Consider the following 14867-nt stretch of genomic DNA (forward strand, 5'->3'; position numbering starts at 1 on the left):
GGTCCTTTCAGCAGCAAGGGGTGAGCTCGGCCACAAGCGGCGCACACACGTCCGGTGAGCCGGCGCAGCAATCCTTAACCAGGAACACCGTCAGATCGCGCAGCCGCTCCAAATCAGCCCGGTAGATGATCGATCGGCTCTGCCGCTCGGAACGAAGGAGGCCGGCGCGAGCAAGAATGCCCAGGTGAGCTGACATTGTGTTTTGCGGCACCTCAAGGCGTCGGGCGATCTCACCTGCGGCCATGCCGACCGGCTCGTGCCGCACCAGCAGCCGGAAGACGTCAAGACGTGTGCCTTGGGCTAACGCACCAAGTGCAGAGATCGCGAGGTCCGATTCCATGTATCTAGTATAGCCGATACATGGCAATGCGCTAGAGGGCTGACTTGATTGGCGCTCATGCGTGGAGCCTATTTGCCTGTTATCGATTGTTGCCGACCACGCGGTCGCCGGCGGTGGTTTTCATGGCTCTAGGCTCCGGCCGTTTTAGCAGCACCACGAAGCCTTCGACGTCGATCAACAATGTCGTTTTCCTTGAACCGCCGCGGCCTCGCTGCGCAGGTTGTGTTCCGGCACGGTCGTCTTCAGGTGGAGCTCACCTCCCTTGACCGCTTGTGTGTCCGCCGAAGCTCTGCCCGTGCCTGTTTGATAATCTGAACTCCTCCAGAAATGCCCAGCCCCGCGAGGACGCCCGCGACTATCAGATCCGGCCACCCCGTACCGGTGCCGAAGACCCCAAAGGCCGCTGCCACGACTGCAAGATTGCCGACTGCATCGTTGCGCGAGCAGATCCAGACCGACTGCATGTTCGCATCACCCGATCGGAAGCGGTAGAGCAGGAGCGCCACACCAACGTTGGCGACAAGCGCCAGGACGCCGATGATCCCCATCGTTTCTGCATGCGGCGCCGCTCCGGTGAACGATGCATAAACTGTGCTCCCAAGGACCCACAGACCCAGTACGAGCAGCGTGGCACCCTTGAACAATGCTGCACGAGCGCGCCAGCCCAAGGCAAGACCTGCGACAGCGAGACTGATCGCGTAGTTCGCAGCGTCGCCAAAGAAGTCCAGCGCGTCCGCCATCAGCGCGCGCGAGCCTGCAGTCGCGCCGGCGACGATCTCGACGCCGAACATCGCGAGGTTGACCGCGAGCGCGATCCACAGCGCTCGCCGCCACCGCGGTTCATTGTTACTGCTGTCGCTTGTGCATGCGCTACTGCAGCAAGAGGCTCCCATGTGCCGTCTCCTCGATTTCTCAGACCGGCCCTCCATATGGACCCTGTAGCAACTACAGGGTCAAGGGCAGTGCACCTGAAAATCGGCGATCTGGCTAACGCCACCGGCACGAAGGTGGAGACAGTACGGTACTACGAACGCATCGGCCTGTTGCCCGAGCCGGAGAGAACGAGCTCAAACTATCGAAGCTACAGCTCCGGTCATCTCGATCGCCTGAACTTTATCCGTCATGCGCGTGGGCTTGGCTTCGATATCGCTGATATCCGCTCGCTGCTCGGCCTCGCTGATGAGCCCGAAGGCGATTGCACGGAAGTGGACCGGATCGCGTCGGGCCATTTGGAAGCAGTGGAGCGCAAGATCTCCCGCCTGATCGTCCTGCGGGACGAACTGACCCGAATGATCGGCCAATGTCGTGGTGGGCAGGTCGGCAGCTGCCGCATCATGAACGTTCTTGCAGACCACAGTCTGTGCAAGGGCGAGCACAGCGCCAGCTGAGAACTCACCTTCGCGCCTTGTGCTTCGTTCCCTGATCCTCGTGACGGTCCATGTGAGCGTCGCGGAGGATGTCGATGCCTCCATACAAGGCAATGCCTGCAACTGCGACACCCACCAGCAGGTCGGGCCAGTTCGCGCCAGTGAGCATGACGACAATTCCAGCAACGATAATCCCGCCGTTGGACACGAAGTCGTTGAAGCTGAACGTCGTGGCTGCGCGCAAATTGACGTCCTTGTTCTTCAGCCTTTGCAGGAGGCGTAGCGAGAACAGGTTCACCACGGCCGCGACCGCCGCTATCGCTATCATCATGCCTCCTCCGGGCTCCGAACCTTCGACAAAGCGGTGAACGGCATCGGCGATCACGCCGACGCTGAAGACCAGCAGCATCACGCCTGAAAAGCGCGCTGCACCTCGTTTCCATTTACGCGACCGCACCAACGCCAGCAGACTGAGCCCATACACCAAGGCATCGGAGGAGTTGTCGAGACCATTCGCCAGCAGCGCGTTGGAGTCACCGAGATAGCCGGTGATGAAGAAGCCGACGGCAATCGCCACGTTGAGCCATAGAACTACCCATAGCGTGCGGCGCTTGTCAGCTGAACCAAGATCGAAGTCGGCTTCACTCATGTCATTGCTCCGTTCTCAATCAATGTCATGCAATGGTCGCCGTTCCGCTCGCAGAACCTTCGTGCGCAACCGGTCCCACCATTGCTGTCGCCATTCGCGATCGGCCCAACGAGGGTCGAGCACCAATTTGGCGATAGCTGGCAGCACAAACAGCGTGAGTGCCGTCGCCGTAATCAGACCGCCGATTACTACCGTTGCGAGCGGACGCTGGACCTCGGCACCGGTGCCCGAGGCAATGGCCATGGGCACGAAGCCGAGGGACGCGACCAGCGCGGTCATGATCACCGGACGGAAGCGGGCCAGGGATCCGTCAGCGATCGCCTCCGCCAGCGGCATGCCGCCTTCAAGGCGCTGGCGAATGGCGGTCATCATCACCAGACCGTTGAGTGTCGCCACCCCGGACAGGGCGATGAAGCCGACCGCAGCCGAGATGGAGAACGGCAAGCCTCGCAAGGCAAGCGCGAACACACCGCCGGCCAGCGCCATCGGAATGGCGGTGATCACCGCCAAAGCCGGCAGCCATCCCCCCAGCGCCGCGTAAAGCAGCAGGAGAATCAACGCGAGGCAGACGGGCACCACGATCCCGAGCCTTGCCTGCGCGGCCTGCAGGTTTTCGTACTGGCCGCCCCACTCGATGAAGGCTCCGCCTGGCAGCTCCACCCGATCCTGCACCGCCGTGCGTGCTTCCTCGACGAACGAGCCGAGATCGCGGCCGCGCACATTGGCCGAAACGATGACTACGCGGCGACCTCCCTCGCGCCGGACCTCGGCGAGACCATCCACTACGTTGAAGGAGGCAAGGGCACGGAGCGGCACCGATGCACCACCGGGCAGGCGGACCGGCAAAGCGCCGATGCGATCGAAGTCGTTGCGGGTCCGATCCGACAGCCGAACGACCACGTCGAAGCGGCGGTCGCCTTCGAAGACGAGCCCGGCAGGCCGTCCGCCAAGGGCAATTGCCACTGTCTGCGTCACGTCTTCGATATCGAGGCCGTAACGGCCGATGGCCGCCCGATCGAAGGCGATGTCCAACGTTGGGAAGCCGGTCACCTGCTGCGCCCGGACGTCGGCCGCGCCCGAGATGCCGTTCATCACCTCGGTGACTTCGCCGGCGACTGCGGCGAGGTGCTCCATGTCGTCGCCGTAGATCTTCACCGCGATGTCGCCGCGCGCACCCGCGATCAGTTCATTGAAGCGCAGCTCGATCGGTTGGCTGAACTCATAGAGGTTGCCGATCAGGCTACCGAGGCTTTCCTCCATGTCGCTGACCAACTCGTCTTTCGGCAGCGATGGGTCGGGCCATCCCTCTCGAGGCTTGAGAATGACGTAGGCATCCGAGACGTTCGGCGGCATCGGGTCGCTGGCGACCTCGGCCGTGCCGGTGCGTGAGAACACCAGCGAGACCTGCGGGAACTGCTCGAGCCGATCCTCGATCCGGCGCTGCATTTCGAGCGAAGTCTCGATCGGAGTGGAGGGGATGCGCAGCCCCTGGACGGCGACGTTCTGCTCATCCAATTGCGGCATGAACTCGCTGCCGAGCGAGAGGAACACGATCGCCGCCAAGGTGAACAGGGCTGCGCCCGCGCCGATCATCGGCCACGGCCGGGCGACCACCTTGTGCAGAGCCGGCCCATAGCGCGCCTTGGCCGCACGGATCGGTCGGACGTCTTCTTCCGACATCCGCTTGTTGAGCAGCACCGCGACCATCGCCGGTACGAAGGTCAGCGAGAGCACAAACGCCGAAGCCAACGCCAGCATCACGGTGATCGCCATCGGCGAAAACGTCTTGCCCTCCACCCCGGTGAAGGTCAGCAGTGGCGCGAACACCAGCAGGATGATCGCCTGGCCATAAATGGTCGGCTTGATCATCTCTTGCGCGGCAAGCCGGGCTTCGGTCAGACGTTCGCCCAGCGTCAACAGCCGTCCCTCAAGATGCTGCCGGGCAGCGAGGCGCGCGACCGAGTTCTCCACGATGATCACCGCGCCATCGACGATCAGGCCGAAGTCCAGCGCGCCGAGGCTCATCAGATTGCCAGACACCCCGAGCCGGTTCATCCCGATCGCCGCCAGCAGCATCGACAGTGGGATGACCAGCGCGGCGATGAGCGCGGCGCGGAAGTTACCGAGCAGCAGGAACAGCACCGCTACTACCAGCAGCGCACCTTCCAGCAGGTTCTTCTCGACCGTCGCGATCGTGGCATCGACCAGTGTCGCGCGGTTGTAGACGACCCGGGCCTGCACGCCCTCGGGCAACGAAGCTTGCACCTCCTCCAGGCGCTCGGCTGCTGCTTCGGAGACCGTGCGACTGTTTTCGCCGGTGCGCATCAGCACCGTGCCAATCACCGCCTCCTCGCCGTTCAGCGAAGCTGCTCCGGTGCGCAGATCCCCGCCGATGCTGACCTGGGCGAGGTCGCCAATCCGGACCGGCACGCTTTCGCGAGTGGAGACCACCACCCCTTCGATGTCCCGGACGCCGCCGAGCCGGGCATCCACGCGCACCAGCAGCGCCTCGCCCGCACGATCGACGAAGTTTGCGCCTTCGGCGAGATTGGCCCTCTCGAGTGCGGCAATGAGCTCATCGAAAGAGACGCCGTAGCCGGTCAGCCGCGCCGGGTCCGGCTCGACCAGATATTGCTTCTCGAACCCGCCGATAGAGTCGACACCAGCAACGCCGGGGACGTTGCGCATCAGCGGCGCCACGACCCAGTCCTGCACGCTGCGCAGGTAAGCCGCCCGAGCAACCGGTGTGGTCAGCTGCTCGCCTTCTTCGGTGACAAAGCTGCCACCTGTCTGCCAACCATCGGCACCGCCGTGCGGCGCTCGCTTGCCCTCCGGATGACGATACTCGACGACATACATCAGCACCTCGCCAAGCCCGGTCGAGATTGGCCCCATCGAGGGCTCAGCACCTGCAGGAAGATTTGCGCCGATCGCAACGAGGCGCTCGCTTACTTGTTGCCGCGCGAAGTAGAGATCAGTGCCTTCATCAAAGATCACCGTCACCTGACTGAAGCCGTTGCGCGAGATGGAGCGGGTCACGTCCAGCCCCTCGATCCCGGCCAACCCGGTCTCGATCGGATAGGTGACCTGGGTCTCCACCTGTGCTGGTGAAAGCGCAGGCGCGACGGTGTTGATCTGCACCTGCGTGTTGGTGATGTCAGGTACCGCGTCGATCGGCAGCCGCAGCAGGTTCAGCGCGCCCACCAGGGCGACCACGGCAGTTAGCGCGATCATCAACCATCGGAACCGAACGGCGAAGTCCAAAATGATAGCGATGAGGCCATCGTGAGCGGGGGCATCCGATTGTGCGCCCTTATCAATCATCATCTTCAGCGCCCTCCTTCCCGAGTTCGGCCTTGAGCAGGAAAGCGTTGGCGGTTGCGATCACCGTCCCGGGCTTGAGACCGGCAATTATCGTTGCCTTGCCGGCGGAGCGGGTGCCGACAGTGACCGCCTGCGTCTGGAAACCGCCCGGCACCTGCCGGAACACCACGTCCCGTCCCTCGACCGTCTGGATCGCGTCCTCCGGGATGGAGACGAGGTCACCATCGACCTCGCCTGACGGCCTGATGCGCGCCTCGAGGAACGCACCCGGCTGAAGACCCGCAACCTGGCCGGCGAGCGAGATCACTGCAGTGGCAGCACGGTTCTCGATGTCGACCGCAGGGGTTAGCGAACGGACCCGACCGCTGATCTCACGCCCGTCCGGCAGAGCCAACGTCGCCTCGTCGCCTGCCGCGATGCGGGCAAGATCGGCCGCAGGAATTGCGACCTCGACCTGCAGCGCAGAAGGATTGACGACCCGGTACAGCTCGTCGCCAGCATTGACGAAGGCGCCGAGCACGACGGGCGCCGCAGTGATGCGGCCGCTGATGGGACTGGTGACCGCCAGCGATCTTCCATCACCGCTCACGCCGGCTGCTGAGACCGCCGCTTGCGCCCTCTGCAGTTCCGATTGCGCCACAGCAAGCGTGGCTCGCGCAGCTTCGAGATCCTGCCGCGCTGTCACATTCTCGGAGAACAGGCGCTGCTCCCGTCCGTAAGCTGCGGTCAGCTCGGTGACCCGCGCCCGCGCCGCGCTGAGCTGCGCTGCCAGGCCGGCAGCTTCGCCGCTCTCGATGCGGGCGACCGTTTCGCCGCGCGACACAGGGTCGCCAAGCGTCTTGGACAGGCTGCGCACCACGCCCGATGCTCTTGCATCAAGCCGGGCCGCCCCGGTCGGCCGAGCCCCCACTGTCGCAGGAAATACCAGCTCGACTGCTGAACCCTGCTGCACATCCTGCACTGCAATCTGTGAGCTGCTGAGTTGCTGAGGGGTGATCGCGACGAAACCTTCTGGTGCTTCGCTTTCTTCTGCATGCTCGGCTTCTGCCGGTTGCTCTTCCGGCGTAGTCGGTCGTAACGCCAACCAGAGTATGAGAACGAGTACGAGCGCAGCTCCGGCGAGCGCCAAGCCTCTGCGGGTCATGATGATATCCTTCATTGCGCTGCCAGTCTGATGAGCCGTGCCGCGGCGCGCCCTTGGGCTTCGCGGGCGTCGATCAGGAAGCGGCGGATGGTGTCGCGAGCTTCGGCTGCGGAGAGCACTTCAAGCTGCGGAAAACGGCCGTTGCGGTAACCGATCTGCGCAAGGCGCAGCGCCTCCTCGGCTTGCGGGAGCGAGCCGCTTTCGAGGGTGTCGGCGCGCGCCTCGGCAGCCAGGAAGTCGGCGCGGGCTTGTGCTACCTCCTGTCGGTAGTCAGCCTGCACCACGGACTCCCGAGCAGACGCGGCACGGGCACGCGCTTCGGCAGCGGCAATGTTGCCCTGGTTGCGATTGCGCAGCGGCAGCGGGATCGACACCCCGACCAGGAACGCCTGATCACTCGTTTGCTGAAGTCGCCGGATGCCCGCAGAGACGGTAGGATCAGGCACGCCGAGCGAGCGCTGCAACGCGACATCGGCTTGCAACGCTTCGCGCTCGGCAGCGGCCAACCTCAGTTCAATCCCGGCATAGCTGGCAAGCAGCGCATCGGGCGGGTCGATGTCAGGGAAGGTTGCCGGAACCTCGGGTGTAGATTGTGGTGCCCACAACGCGCCGAGCCCAAGACGAGCGGCGAGCGCCTCTGCTTGAGCGACCTTGAGTTGCGCCTCTGCCTGCGCCAGCTCGGATTGCGCCCGCAGCGCTCGCAGCGGAGGTTCGCGTCCCGCATCGACCAACGCCTGCGCGATCCGCGCCAGCTCACGGTTTCGCTCAAGGACGTTCTCCGCCAGCTCGACCCGGGCCTGCGCCGCAACGGCAATGACGTAGCGCTCGCGCACGGCTTGCCCGAGCTCGGCACCTGCCAATTCGCTGCGCAGACCTGCGACCGCCAGGTCAGCCTCGGCCGCATTTACCCGCGCCTGGCGCTTGCCTCCGCGCTCGATGGGCAAGCTGGCAGCGAGGGTGAACTCTGTCGCCTGTGCGCCCGAGAACGCGCCGGTGCCGGCGACGTTCTCCACTTCGAGCGAGACGACCGGGTTGGGCCGCAACCCTGCCTGGCTGATCTCCGCCTCGGCCGCAGTGACTTCTTCCTGCGGCCCTACGAGACGTGGATTGAAGGCTTGCTCACCGATTGTAGCTGCGCCGGAGAGCTCAAGTGCCTCTCCCAACGTAAGTATGTCATTCGACTGTGATGCCGCCGGAGCGGACCACGTCGCCAGGGCCAGCCCCCCCAGGAGGGCACCCCGCAAATCCAACGATGTCATGATGCATCCCGCTTGCCTGAAAACCAGAGCAGGCCGCGCTTACGGCGCGGCGTGTTCGGTTAAGCGCGGGGCGGTCGTTTGAGTGTAGCGCCGGCAAGAGGCTGGAGCACATCTTCAGGGGTGCTGACGGGTGCCGCACTCGCCAACTCGGACGGAGCAACCTCCGACGTTTCTGCAAGTGCCTGCGACACATGATGGCAGTGGCAGTGAACGCACATGCCATGCTGTTCAGCCGCGCCAGATTGCGAACGATCGCTGCCCTCGTGAAATATAACCGAGGTTGCCGCATTCTCAGCCTGGCAAGCGGCAGCCTCGACCGCGCCACCAAGCACGGTGGCAACGAGGAGCAGCAAGACGGCAAACGACCGCCTGCCTGCAAGGCGCAGATCAGCTAGCACGATTGGGCGGTAGCAGGCGACTGTACGTGAGTCACGGGGTTGCTCGATCGCGGAGTCTCACGAACTTCCTCTCCGCTACAAAGCCTCAGGTCAGGATGCGCGATCAAACGATGCAAGTATCGGACACGGTCCAGAGGCCGTTGACCCGCAATCGTCTGCCAAGCGTCGTAGCGCATCTCGAGCGGTCTGCAGTTCGGCAATTCGCTCTTCCAACGCTACGATGCGCTCAAGCGCCATCTCTCGCGCACGTGCCCGATCATCGGTCATATCGAGTTCCAGCAACTCTTGTATCTGAGCCAGCGTGAACCCGGCTATCTGCGCCTGCCGAATAAATCTGAGCCGGTGAACGTCAGTTGGACCGTAGCGTCGGATGCGACCGCCAGCACCTGCGCCATCCTGTCGTGCGGGCTCACTCATGAGCCCGCGCCGTTGATAGTAGCGCACCGTCTCGACGCCGACTCCTCCAGCCTTTGCCAGCTTTGCAATTGTCATCGCGCTCAAGGCTTGACTCCGTACTATGGTACTGACCCTATATGGGTGGGGATTGAGAAACAACGCGCAGGAATCCCCATGAGCAACGCCACGCCGAGCCGCGCGGTTATCCATCGGATGGTTATGCCAGGGCACACCTGCCCGTATGGCTTGAAGGCTGTCGATCTTCTTCGTCGCCGCGGCTTCAAGGTGGAAGATCACCCGCTCACTACTCGCGAAGAAACGGACGCTTTCAAGACGGCGCACAACGTGAAGACGACGCCGCAGGTGTTTATCGGGGGTGAGCGAATCGGCGGCTACGACGATCTTCGACGTCATCTTGGCAAGCACGTCGCGAAGCCAGGTGCGACCAGCTACCGCCCGGTTGCTACGTTGTTCGCGCTCACAGCGTTCATGGCGCTTGCGGCAAGCCAGGCGGCATATGGCTCGCCTTTCACCTTCCAAGCGGCGGAGTGGTTCATCGCCTTCAGCATGACGGTCCTCGCGCTGTTGAAGCTTCAGGATGTCGAGAAGTTCGCGACCATGTTCCTGAACTACGACGTCCTGGCCGCGCGCTGGGTGCCATACAGCTACATCTATCCCTTCGCCGAAGCGACGGCCGGCATCCTGATGATTGCAGGCGTGCTGACCTGGCTGTCGGTCCCGATTGCGTTGTTCATCGGCACGGTAGGCGCGGTTTCGGTGTTCAAGGCGGTCTACATCGATCGGCGCGAGCTGAAATGCGCCTGCGTCGGCGGATCGAGCAACGTACCACTGGGGTTCGTGTCGCTCACAGAGAACATCATGATGGTGGCGATGGCCGTGTGGATGGCGCTGCGTATGAGCATGTGATCTGCCGCTCGGCAGTAAGCGTCGATCTTCTAGACGAGCGTCAGCTTGAGGGCTCAGCGGCCAAGCCGCGTAAGCAAGGGTGGGAGGGGCTCAAGCTTAAGGAGATGACCGGATGCACCACCATATGAGCGCCGAGATGCAGCAATGCATGGATGCCTGCCATCATTGTCACGTCACCTGTCTGTCGATGGTGACCCAGCATTGCTTGCCCGCGGGAGGGGCGCACGCGGCGCCTGAGCACATCAAGATCATGCTCGATTGCGCCCAGATTTGCGCGACGTCGCTCGACTTCATGGCGCGGGGCTCCGAGCAGCATAAGCTCACCTGTGGCATCTGCGCCCAGATCTGCCGGGCGTGTGCGGAAAGCTGCGAGAAGCTTGATGGCATGGAAGATTGTGTGGCTGCCTGCCTGCGGTGTGCGGAGACATGTGAAGCCATGGCGGCATAAGGGTGGCGTGGGCGGCCGATCGCGCCGCCCGCACTTCCTCTAAATACCAGAGGCTGGCGGCGCGAGGGTGCCTGCCCACCTAATCAGCCCGAGGATGGCGATCGCACAAAGGTCTCGACCGCCAGTGAACGACGCAAGGCCCGTAGCGACTCACGGGTATCGCCGGTGTTGAGCGCTCCAGCGAAAGCTGGCGTCAAACCGAAGCGGTTCAAACCTGCCAGCATCAACATGAGGCCGAAGAGCAGGAGCTTGGCAAGAAGGAGCTGGCCGTAAAGCGATGTTCCCAGGTTGCCCAAGTTGTCAGGCCCGACCAAGACCCAGGAGCTGATCAGCCTACTGACGACGAGAACCCTACAGCAAGCGTCCCCGTCGAGGAGAAGCCATGCAGCGCCTGATGGGAGAGTATCAGATGGGCTCGGGTCGTAGCCCGTCGCGAGACGAGCAGGACGAGAGCAACCGGCGCTCCAAACCAGATGCCGGCAGCAAGGGGTCACTGCACGAAAGTGCGTTCTACGTACGCTAGACGCGAACAGGTAGCGAACGACAGCACGGGGCGGTTTGCTAATTGTAGGTTTTGGAGGCGATTGGCGTTAGCGGACATTTCGAGGCGCTGCTCTTCAGCAGCCTATTGAGGCCCGGGGGAGTATCGGGTCAATTATGGTGCGCCTGCCCGGCTTCGTCGCCGTTACCGTGATCTCCGCCTTCGGAGGCATAGGCAGCGTAGCGTTCAGCACTCATCGTCGGCATGGCTTTTACAAAGGCGGCGATGTTCCAGATTGTGGGGTCGTCGTGGCTACCGCCGAACGCCGGCATGCCGGACATCTTGATCCCATGCTTCACCAGCCAGAAGACTTCCTCGGGCGACCATCCCTTGGCCGCAGAAGCCAGCGCGGGCGGATGCGGTCGCATGCCGCCAGCCCATTCGGCGCGCTCGGCGCCAATGCCGCCGTGGCAGTGCTGGCACATCGCCTTGTACTCGCCGGCACCACTGGCGATCATTGCAGGCGTGAACGCGGGGGTTGTCAGATTGTCGGCGCGGCTTTGCACGGAGTTACGCATGGTTGTGTCCAAGCCCCATCCGACCAGAGGCGTATGCCTGTCATCAGCCGCGACATCGTAGGCGCCCGTGAGCACGGTGATCAACGCGGCGGCGAATAGAAGCATGGACAGTGCAAGCACGCCAAAGCCAAAGCTGCGCCACTGGATTTGCTTCATCGCTCTGTCTCCTTGCGTGTCCGCCGACAGAGGCTCAGCCGAGCCACCCGCCGGCGATCTTCACCCCTGCCGGTCCTCCGGACATTGCTCGTAGCCACGATAGCCAAGCTCATCCGTTGCGTCCGGCAGCATCAGGATCATCTCGGCCTCGCGCCGTCCGTCCGATCCGAACTCCTGATCGACGGGGCGCAGCATGACCCGCAAGCCACCATCCTCGAACAGGCCATTTCCGGCCGCGCGAAGTGGAATCAGCTTTCCGTTCAGCTTGATCACCCCGGTCCCCTGGAGGTCGTCGTAGATGAACGAGGGGAAGCCGACTGCGGTCAGCCGCACCGAGCATTTGCCGGCAGGGCCGCCCAGGCTGGCGATGTCGGCGTCGGTCATTGTCTCGGCCTGCACGGCTTCGGTCGCAATACCCGATAGTGCCTGCGCCGCCGGCATGCGGGGGGCAGGAGACGGTGCCGGGTCAAGCTGCCCTTCCTTGTCGTTGCCAGGTTCGGTGTTGCTGTTGCAGCCGGGAAGAGCCGCAACGGCCGCGAGAGCCGCAAGAAGCGCAAGGCGGTTCATCGTGCGCCTCCTTGTGCGGAGCCAACCGGTGCCGCGGCCGAGCCGAGTTCGGCCGGCGTCGGCATGCGCTCGACAGTGCGGACGCCGTGCTTCTCGATATCCTCGATCAGATACTTCATCTCGGCGATCTCGCGTCGTTGCGCGATGATGATGTCCCGAGCCAGCTCGCGCGTGCGCGGGTCGCGGATATGCGCCCGCTCGCTGGTCATGATCGCGATCGAATGATGCGGGATCATGGCCTTCATATACTCGACGTCGTCGATCGTCTCCTGGCTGCGCACCAGCCAAAGCGCGAGCGAGAAGGTCACTACGGCGACGCCCAGAATGATGAAGTTCTTGGCGGTGTTCTTGTACATTGACCACATGAACAGCAGCATCACCACCGCCATGACCGCTCCCATGACGAACGTCATCCAGAAGCGGGTTTCGGAAAAGAAGATATGATCGGCGCTGTAGGTGTTCAGGTACATTAGGAGGAACATGCAGAAGGTCGATGTTCCGACCATCGCCATGAAGCGACCGTAATGGCCGCCTCCGCCGCCATGCTCCTGTTGCTTGCTTTCCATGCCAGAAGCTCCTTTAGTTTCGCTCTATCGGATACGACAAGCTCGATCGCGTTAAACCATGATAGGAATGATTACCCGATCAGCATCCGGACGCCCATTGCGAACATCATTACATTTTCCGTCAGCGACACGAAGCCGAGCGGCACGTTCGATCCGCCACCGACGCAGGCGCATTTCAGCTCCCGTTTTTGAATGTAGACGGCGTAGAACACCGACACCGCGCCAACGCCGCCGATGAACAGCGCGATCGGGACAGACAGCCAGTCGAGCGCATGCGCGGTCATCAGCACGCCCGCGAGGCCTTCCCCGAACGGATAAAGGTAGGCGTAGGGAACCCAGCGCTGCGCAAGCAGGTCGTACCCCAGGAACATCGTCGCGAAGCCGCTCACGTCCTGCAGCTTCTGCATGGCGAGCAGGCACATAGAAATCGAGATGAACAGCTCGATCGTCAGAACGGTCAGCAGTTGGCCGGACACGAGCCAGCTGACCGCCAGCGCCAGCAATGCCCCCATGCCGAAGATGGCGATCACCGGCTTGTAGCTGGTGGCGTCCGGGTCCTTTACCGGCTTGCCGAAGAAGCGACGAAGATCATCGTAGCCGCCGACCCGCTCGCCGTCGATGAAGGTTTGCGGCGTCGTCTTCACGTCGTGCTTCGCCTTGAAGGCGTCGGTCTCCTGTCGCGTCGTCAGCCAGCGGTCTTCGACTTTGAAGCCTTGCGTCTTCAAGAGGTGGACGGTGCGCAATCCCCAGGGACAAATGTGTTTGTCCATCACCATTCGGTGGACGATAGCCCGCTTCTCACGGACTTGCGGGGGATTGTTCATGAGGTTCACCCGTTTAACTTTCCGAGCAGCTCGACCGGTCCGGCGACCTTTTGTGGCTGCGCTTCAGGATCGCCAGAGGCCGGCGGCGCAAGCGTGCCTGCCCAACTAATCAGCCCAAGGATGGCTAGTGCACAGAGGGTCTCGATGGCCAGTGAACGACGCAGTGCCCCTACTGATCTGCGGGTGTCGCCGGTGTTGAGCGCTCCGGCGAATGCTGGCGTCAAATGGAGCCGGTTGAGACCCGCCAACACCAGCATGAGGCCAAACAGTGCTAGTTTGGCGAGTAGGAGCTGTCCGTAGAGCGACGCTCCCAGGCTGTCCAAATTGTCAGGGCCGACCAGCACCCAGGAGCTGAACAGCCCGCTCACGACGAGAACCCCCACGGCGAGCGTGCCCGCTGAGGAAAAGCCGTGCAGCGCGCGATGTGAGATTATCAGGTGCGCCCGGGTTGTGCGCGTAGCTCGCCGTGCGACGAGCAGGAGGAGAGCAACGAGTGCCCCGATCCAGATGCCGGCCGCGAGCAGGTGGGCGATAACGGCGCCAAGTTGTGTCCATCCGGCGATGCCCTCGTTCATCGCCCCGTGCCCGTTCCAGGCAAGGGAACCGAGCGCCACCCCGCCAGCGACCGCGACTACCACGAGAGGAACTGTGGAGGCCGCCCGGCGGGCGACAAGCAGCGCGAGCACCAACGCGCTCATTCGCACCATAAAGGCGGCACCCACGCCTGGAGCCGTGGCGACCATTGTGATGGTTTCACGATCTACGCCGAGTGGCGTCGTGCCGGCCATACCTGCCGCCATCAGAACAAGGAGCGCCGCTGAGAGAAGCAGTCCTACGCCCGCGCTTCCGCTCAACCAGACTCGTAAGGCAAAGGCCGAGCGGCGCTCATGGCCAGGCAGGGTGTACAGAGCAAAGGATGCCAGACCAAACAGCACCATCAGTGTCCCATGAAGCCCCTGTTTGACTACGATGAGCGGCCAGTCGGTCACTTGACCTCGAAGATATGGGTGCCGGTGATCCGGTGCGTATCGGCCGAGACTACGTACCAGTCGACACGGTAGGTTCCGCGCGGCAGTGCTTGTGCTGGCGTGACAACAAGCGTGTGGCCGTCAGCGTCAACAGCGGCGCTGCTCGCCACCTTCATCGGCGGGTGATCGGTCATGCCTGGCATACCGGTCATCACCAGCTCGGCGCCGGTAAAACGCGGCATCAGGCGCTCACTGAAACGCAGTTGGACCCGAGACGGAGCGGCAACCGAGGAACTCGCCGCGGGGGTCGCGGCGACGAGCCTGGGGTGTGCGCTCGCCACGCCGGTCGTCAGGGCGGCGAACGTGAGGGCGGCAGCCAGATACACACTACGCATGAGACTTTTCCTTGCTGAACTATCCCTGCTTCTACGCGCGAACAGCCACCACCCCTTGGCTGCGGGTCGAACTCATGTGA

General features: G+C 63.2%; 18 protein-coding genes. 4 read left to right on the forward strand and 14 right to left on the reverse strand.

What is annotated here, in order from left to right; all coding sequences use genetic code 11:
• Positions 1-7: 7 nt before the first annotated feature.
• Positions 8-340 (reverse strand): ArsR/SmtB family transcription factor, encoded by a 333-nt coding sequence (locus PK98_RS01120; RefSeq protein WP_039093644.1) that lies wholly within the window; start codon positions 338-340, stop codon positions 8-10.
• 242 nt (positions 341-582) lie between these two features.
• Complete coding sequence (locus PK98_RS01125) at positions 583-1233, reverse strand: cation transporter (RefSeq protein WP_039096071.1); 651 nt, start codon at positions 1231-1233, stop codon at positions 583-585.
• Positions 1234-1302: 69 nt separating this feature from the next.
• On the opposite strand from PK98_RS01125, the gene PK98_RS01130 reads away from it, so the two are divergent.
• Positions 1303-1728: a MerR family transcriptional regulator gene (locus PK98_RS01130; RefSeq protein ID WP_456062128.1), complete on the forward strand. Its 426-nt coding sequence runs from the start codon at positions 1303-1305 to the stop codon at positions 1726-1728.
• Positions 1729-1732: 4 nt separating this feature from the next.
• On the opposite strand, the gene PK98_RS01135 is transcribed toward PK98_RS01130, so the two are convergent.
• From PK98_RS01135 to PK98_RS01150, 4 genes are read right to left on the reverse strand one after another with little or no spacing between them, the layout of a single operon-like run.
• Positions 1733-2356, reverse strand: coding sequence for a cation diffusion facilitator family transporter (locus PK98_RS01135; protein WP_039093646.1), 624 nt, complete (start codon positions 2354-2356; stop codon positions 1733-1735).
• Positions 2357-2371: 15 nt separating this feature from the next.
• A complete protein-coding gene (locus tag PK98_RS01140) occupies positions 2372-5683 on the reverse strand; it encodes an efflux RND transporter permease subunit (RefSeq protein ID WP_039093648.1) in 3312 nt (1103 codons plus the stop codon).
• A complete protein-coding gene (locus tag PK98_RS01145; RefSeq protein ID WP_235425353.1) occupies positions 5673-6839 on the reverse strand; it encodes an efflux RND transporter periplasmic adaptor subunit in 1167 nt (388 codons plus the stop codon). The genes PK98_RS01140 and PK98_RS01145 overlap by 11 nt, the downstream gene beginning before the upstream one ends.
• The gene (locus PK98_RS01150) at positions 6836-8083 is read right to left on the reverse strand and encodes a TolC family protein (protein ID WP_039093650.1); all 1248 of its coding nucleotides are present in this window, start codon (positions 8081-8083) and stop codon (positions 6836-6838) included. Before PK98_RS01150 ends, PK98_RS01145 begins: the two co-directional genes overlap by 4 nt.
• Before the next feature lie 221 nt (positions 8084-8304).
• On the opposite strand from PK98_RS01150, the gene PK98_RS16975 reads away from it, so the two are divergent.
• Positions 8305-8478, forward strand: coding sequence for a hypothetical protein (locus PK98_RS16975; RefSeq protein ID WP_161792384.1), 174 nt, complete (start codon positions 8305-8307; stop codon positions 8476-8478).
• Between the two features lie 93 nt (positions 8479-8571).
• Here the strand turns inward: PK98_RS16975 and PK98_RS16200 are convergent, their stop codons facing one another.
• Positions 8572-8973, reverse strand: a complete 402-nt coding sequence (locus PK98_RS16200) for a MerR family transcriptional regulator (protein ID WP_081995982.1) — start codon at positions 8971-8973, stop codon at positions 8572-8574.
• Positions 8974-9051: 78 nt separating this feature from the next.
• On the opposite strand from PK98_RS16200, the gene PK98_RS01160 reads away from it, so the two are divergent.
• Together PK98_RS01160 and PK98_RS01165 are read left to right on the forward strand one after the other, a co-directional pair.
• Positions 9052-9804: a MauE/DoxX family redox-associated membrane protein gene (locus PK98_RS01160; RefSeq protein WP_039093654.1), complete on the forward strand. Its 753-nt coding sequence runs from the start codon at positions 9052-9054 to the stop codon at positions 9802-9804.
• A 112-nt stretch (positions 9805-9916) separates the two neighbouring features.
• Positions 9917-10252: a four-helix bundle copper-binding protein gene (locus tag PK98_RS01165; RefSeq protein WP_039093656.1), complete on the forward strand. Its 336-nt coding sequence runs from the start codon at positions 9917-9919 to the stop codon at positions 10250-10252.
• Between the two features lie 83 nt (positions 10253-10335).
• On the opposite strand, the gene PK98_RS16205 is transcribed toward PK98_RS01165, so the two are convergent.
• The 7 genes from PK98_RS16205 to copC form a co-directional block, all read right to left on the reverse strand.
• Positions 10336-10746 (reverse strand): CopD family protein, encoded by a 411-nt coding sequence (locus tag PK98_RS16205; protein ID WP_235425354.1) that lies wholly within the window; start codon positions 10744-10746, stop codon positions 10336-10338.
• 157 nt (positions 10747-10903) lie between these two features.
• Positions 10904-11467 (reverse strand): c-type cytochrome, encoded by a 564-nt coding sequence (locus PK98_RS01170; protein ID WP_039093658.1) that lies wholly within the window; start codon positions 11465-11467, stop codon positions 10904-10906.
• Between the two features lie 60 nt (positions 11468-11527).
• Complete coding sequence (locus tag PK98_RS01175; protein WP_039093660.1) at positions 11528-12034, reverse strand: DUF6692 family protein; 507 nt, start codon at positions 12032-12034, stop codon at positions 11528-11530.
• Positions 12031-12600, reverse strand: a complete 570-nt coding sequence (locus PK98_RS01180; RefSeq protein ID WP_052207845.1) for a DUF305 domain-containing protein — start codon at positions 12598-12600, stop codon at positions 12031-12033. Before PK98_RS01180 ends, PK98_RS01175 begins: the two co-directional genes overlap by 4 nt.
• A 71-nt stretch (positions 12601-12671) precedes the next feature.
• The gene (locus PK98_RS01185) at positions 12672-13424 is read right to left on the reverse strand and encodes a glutaredoxin family protein (RefSeq protein WP_039093663.1); all 753 of its coding nucleotides are present in this window, start codon (positions 13422-13424) and stop codon (positions 12672-12674) included.
• A gap of 5 nt (positions 13425-13429) precedes the next feature.
• On the reverse strand, positions 13430-14413 hold the full coding sequence (copD, locus tag PK98_RS01190) for a copper homeostasis membrane protein CopD (RefSeq protein ID WP_081995983.1): 984 nt from the start codon (positions 14411-14413) through the stop codon (positions 13430-13432).
• A complete protein-coding gene (gene copC, locus PK98_RS01195; protein ID WP_039093665.1) occupies positions 14410-14787 on the reverse strand; it encodes a copper homeostasis periplasmic binding protein CopC in 378 nt (125 codons plus the stop codon). Before copC ends, copD begins: the two co-directional genes overlap by 4 nt.
• Between the last annotated feature and the right edge of the window lie 80 nt (positions 14788-14867).

Origin of the sequence: Croceibacterium mercuriale, from assembly GCF_000802385.1 — a bacterium.
GTDB lineage: Bacteria > Pseudomonadota > Alphaproteobacteria > Sphingomonadales > Sphingomonadaceae > Croceibacterium > Croceibacterium mercuriale.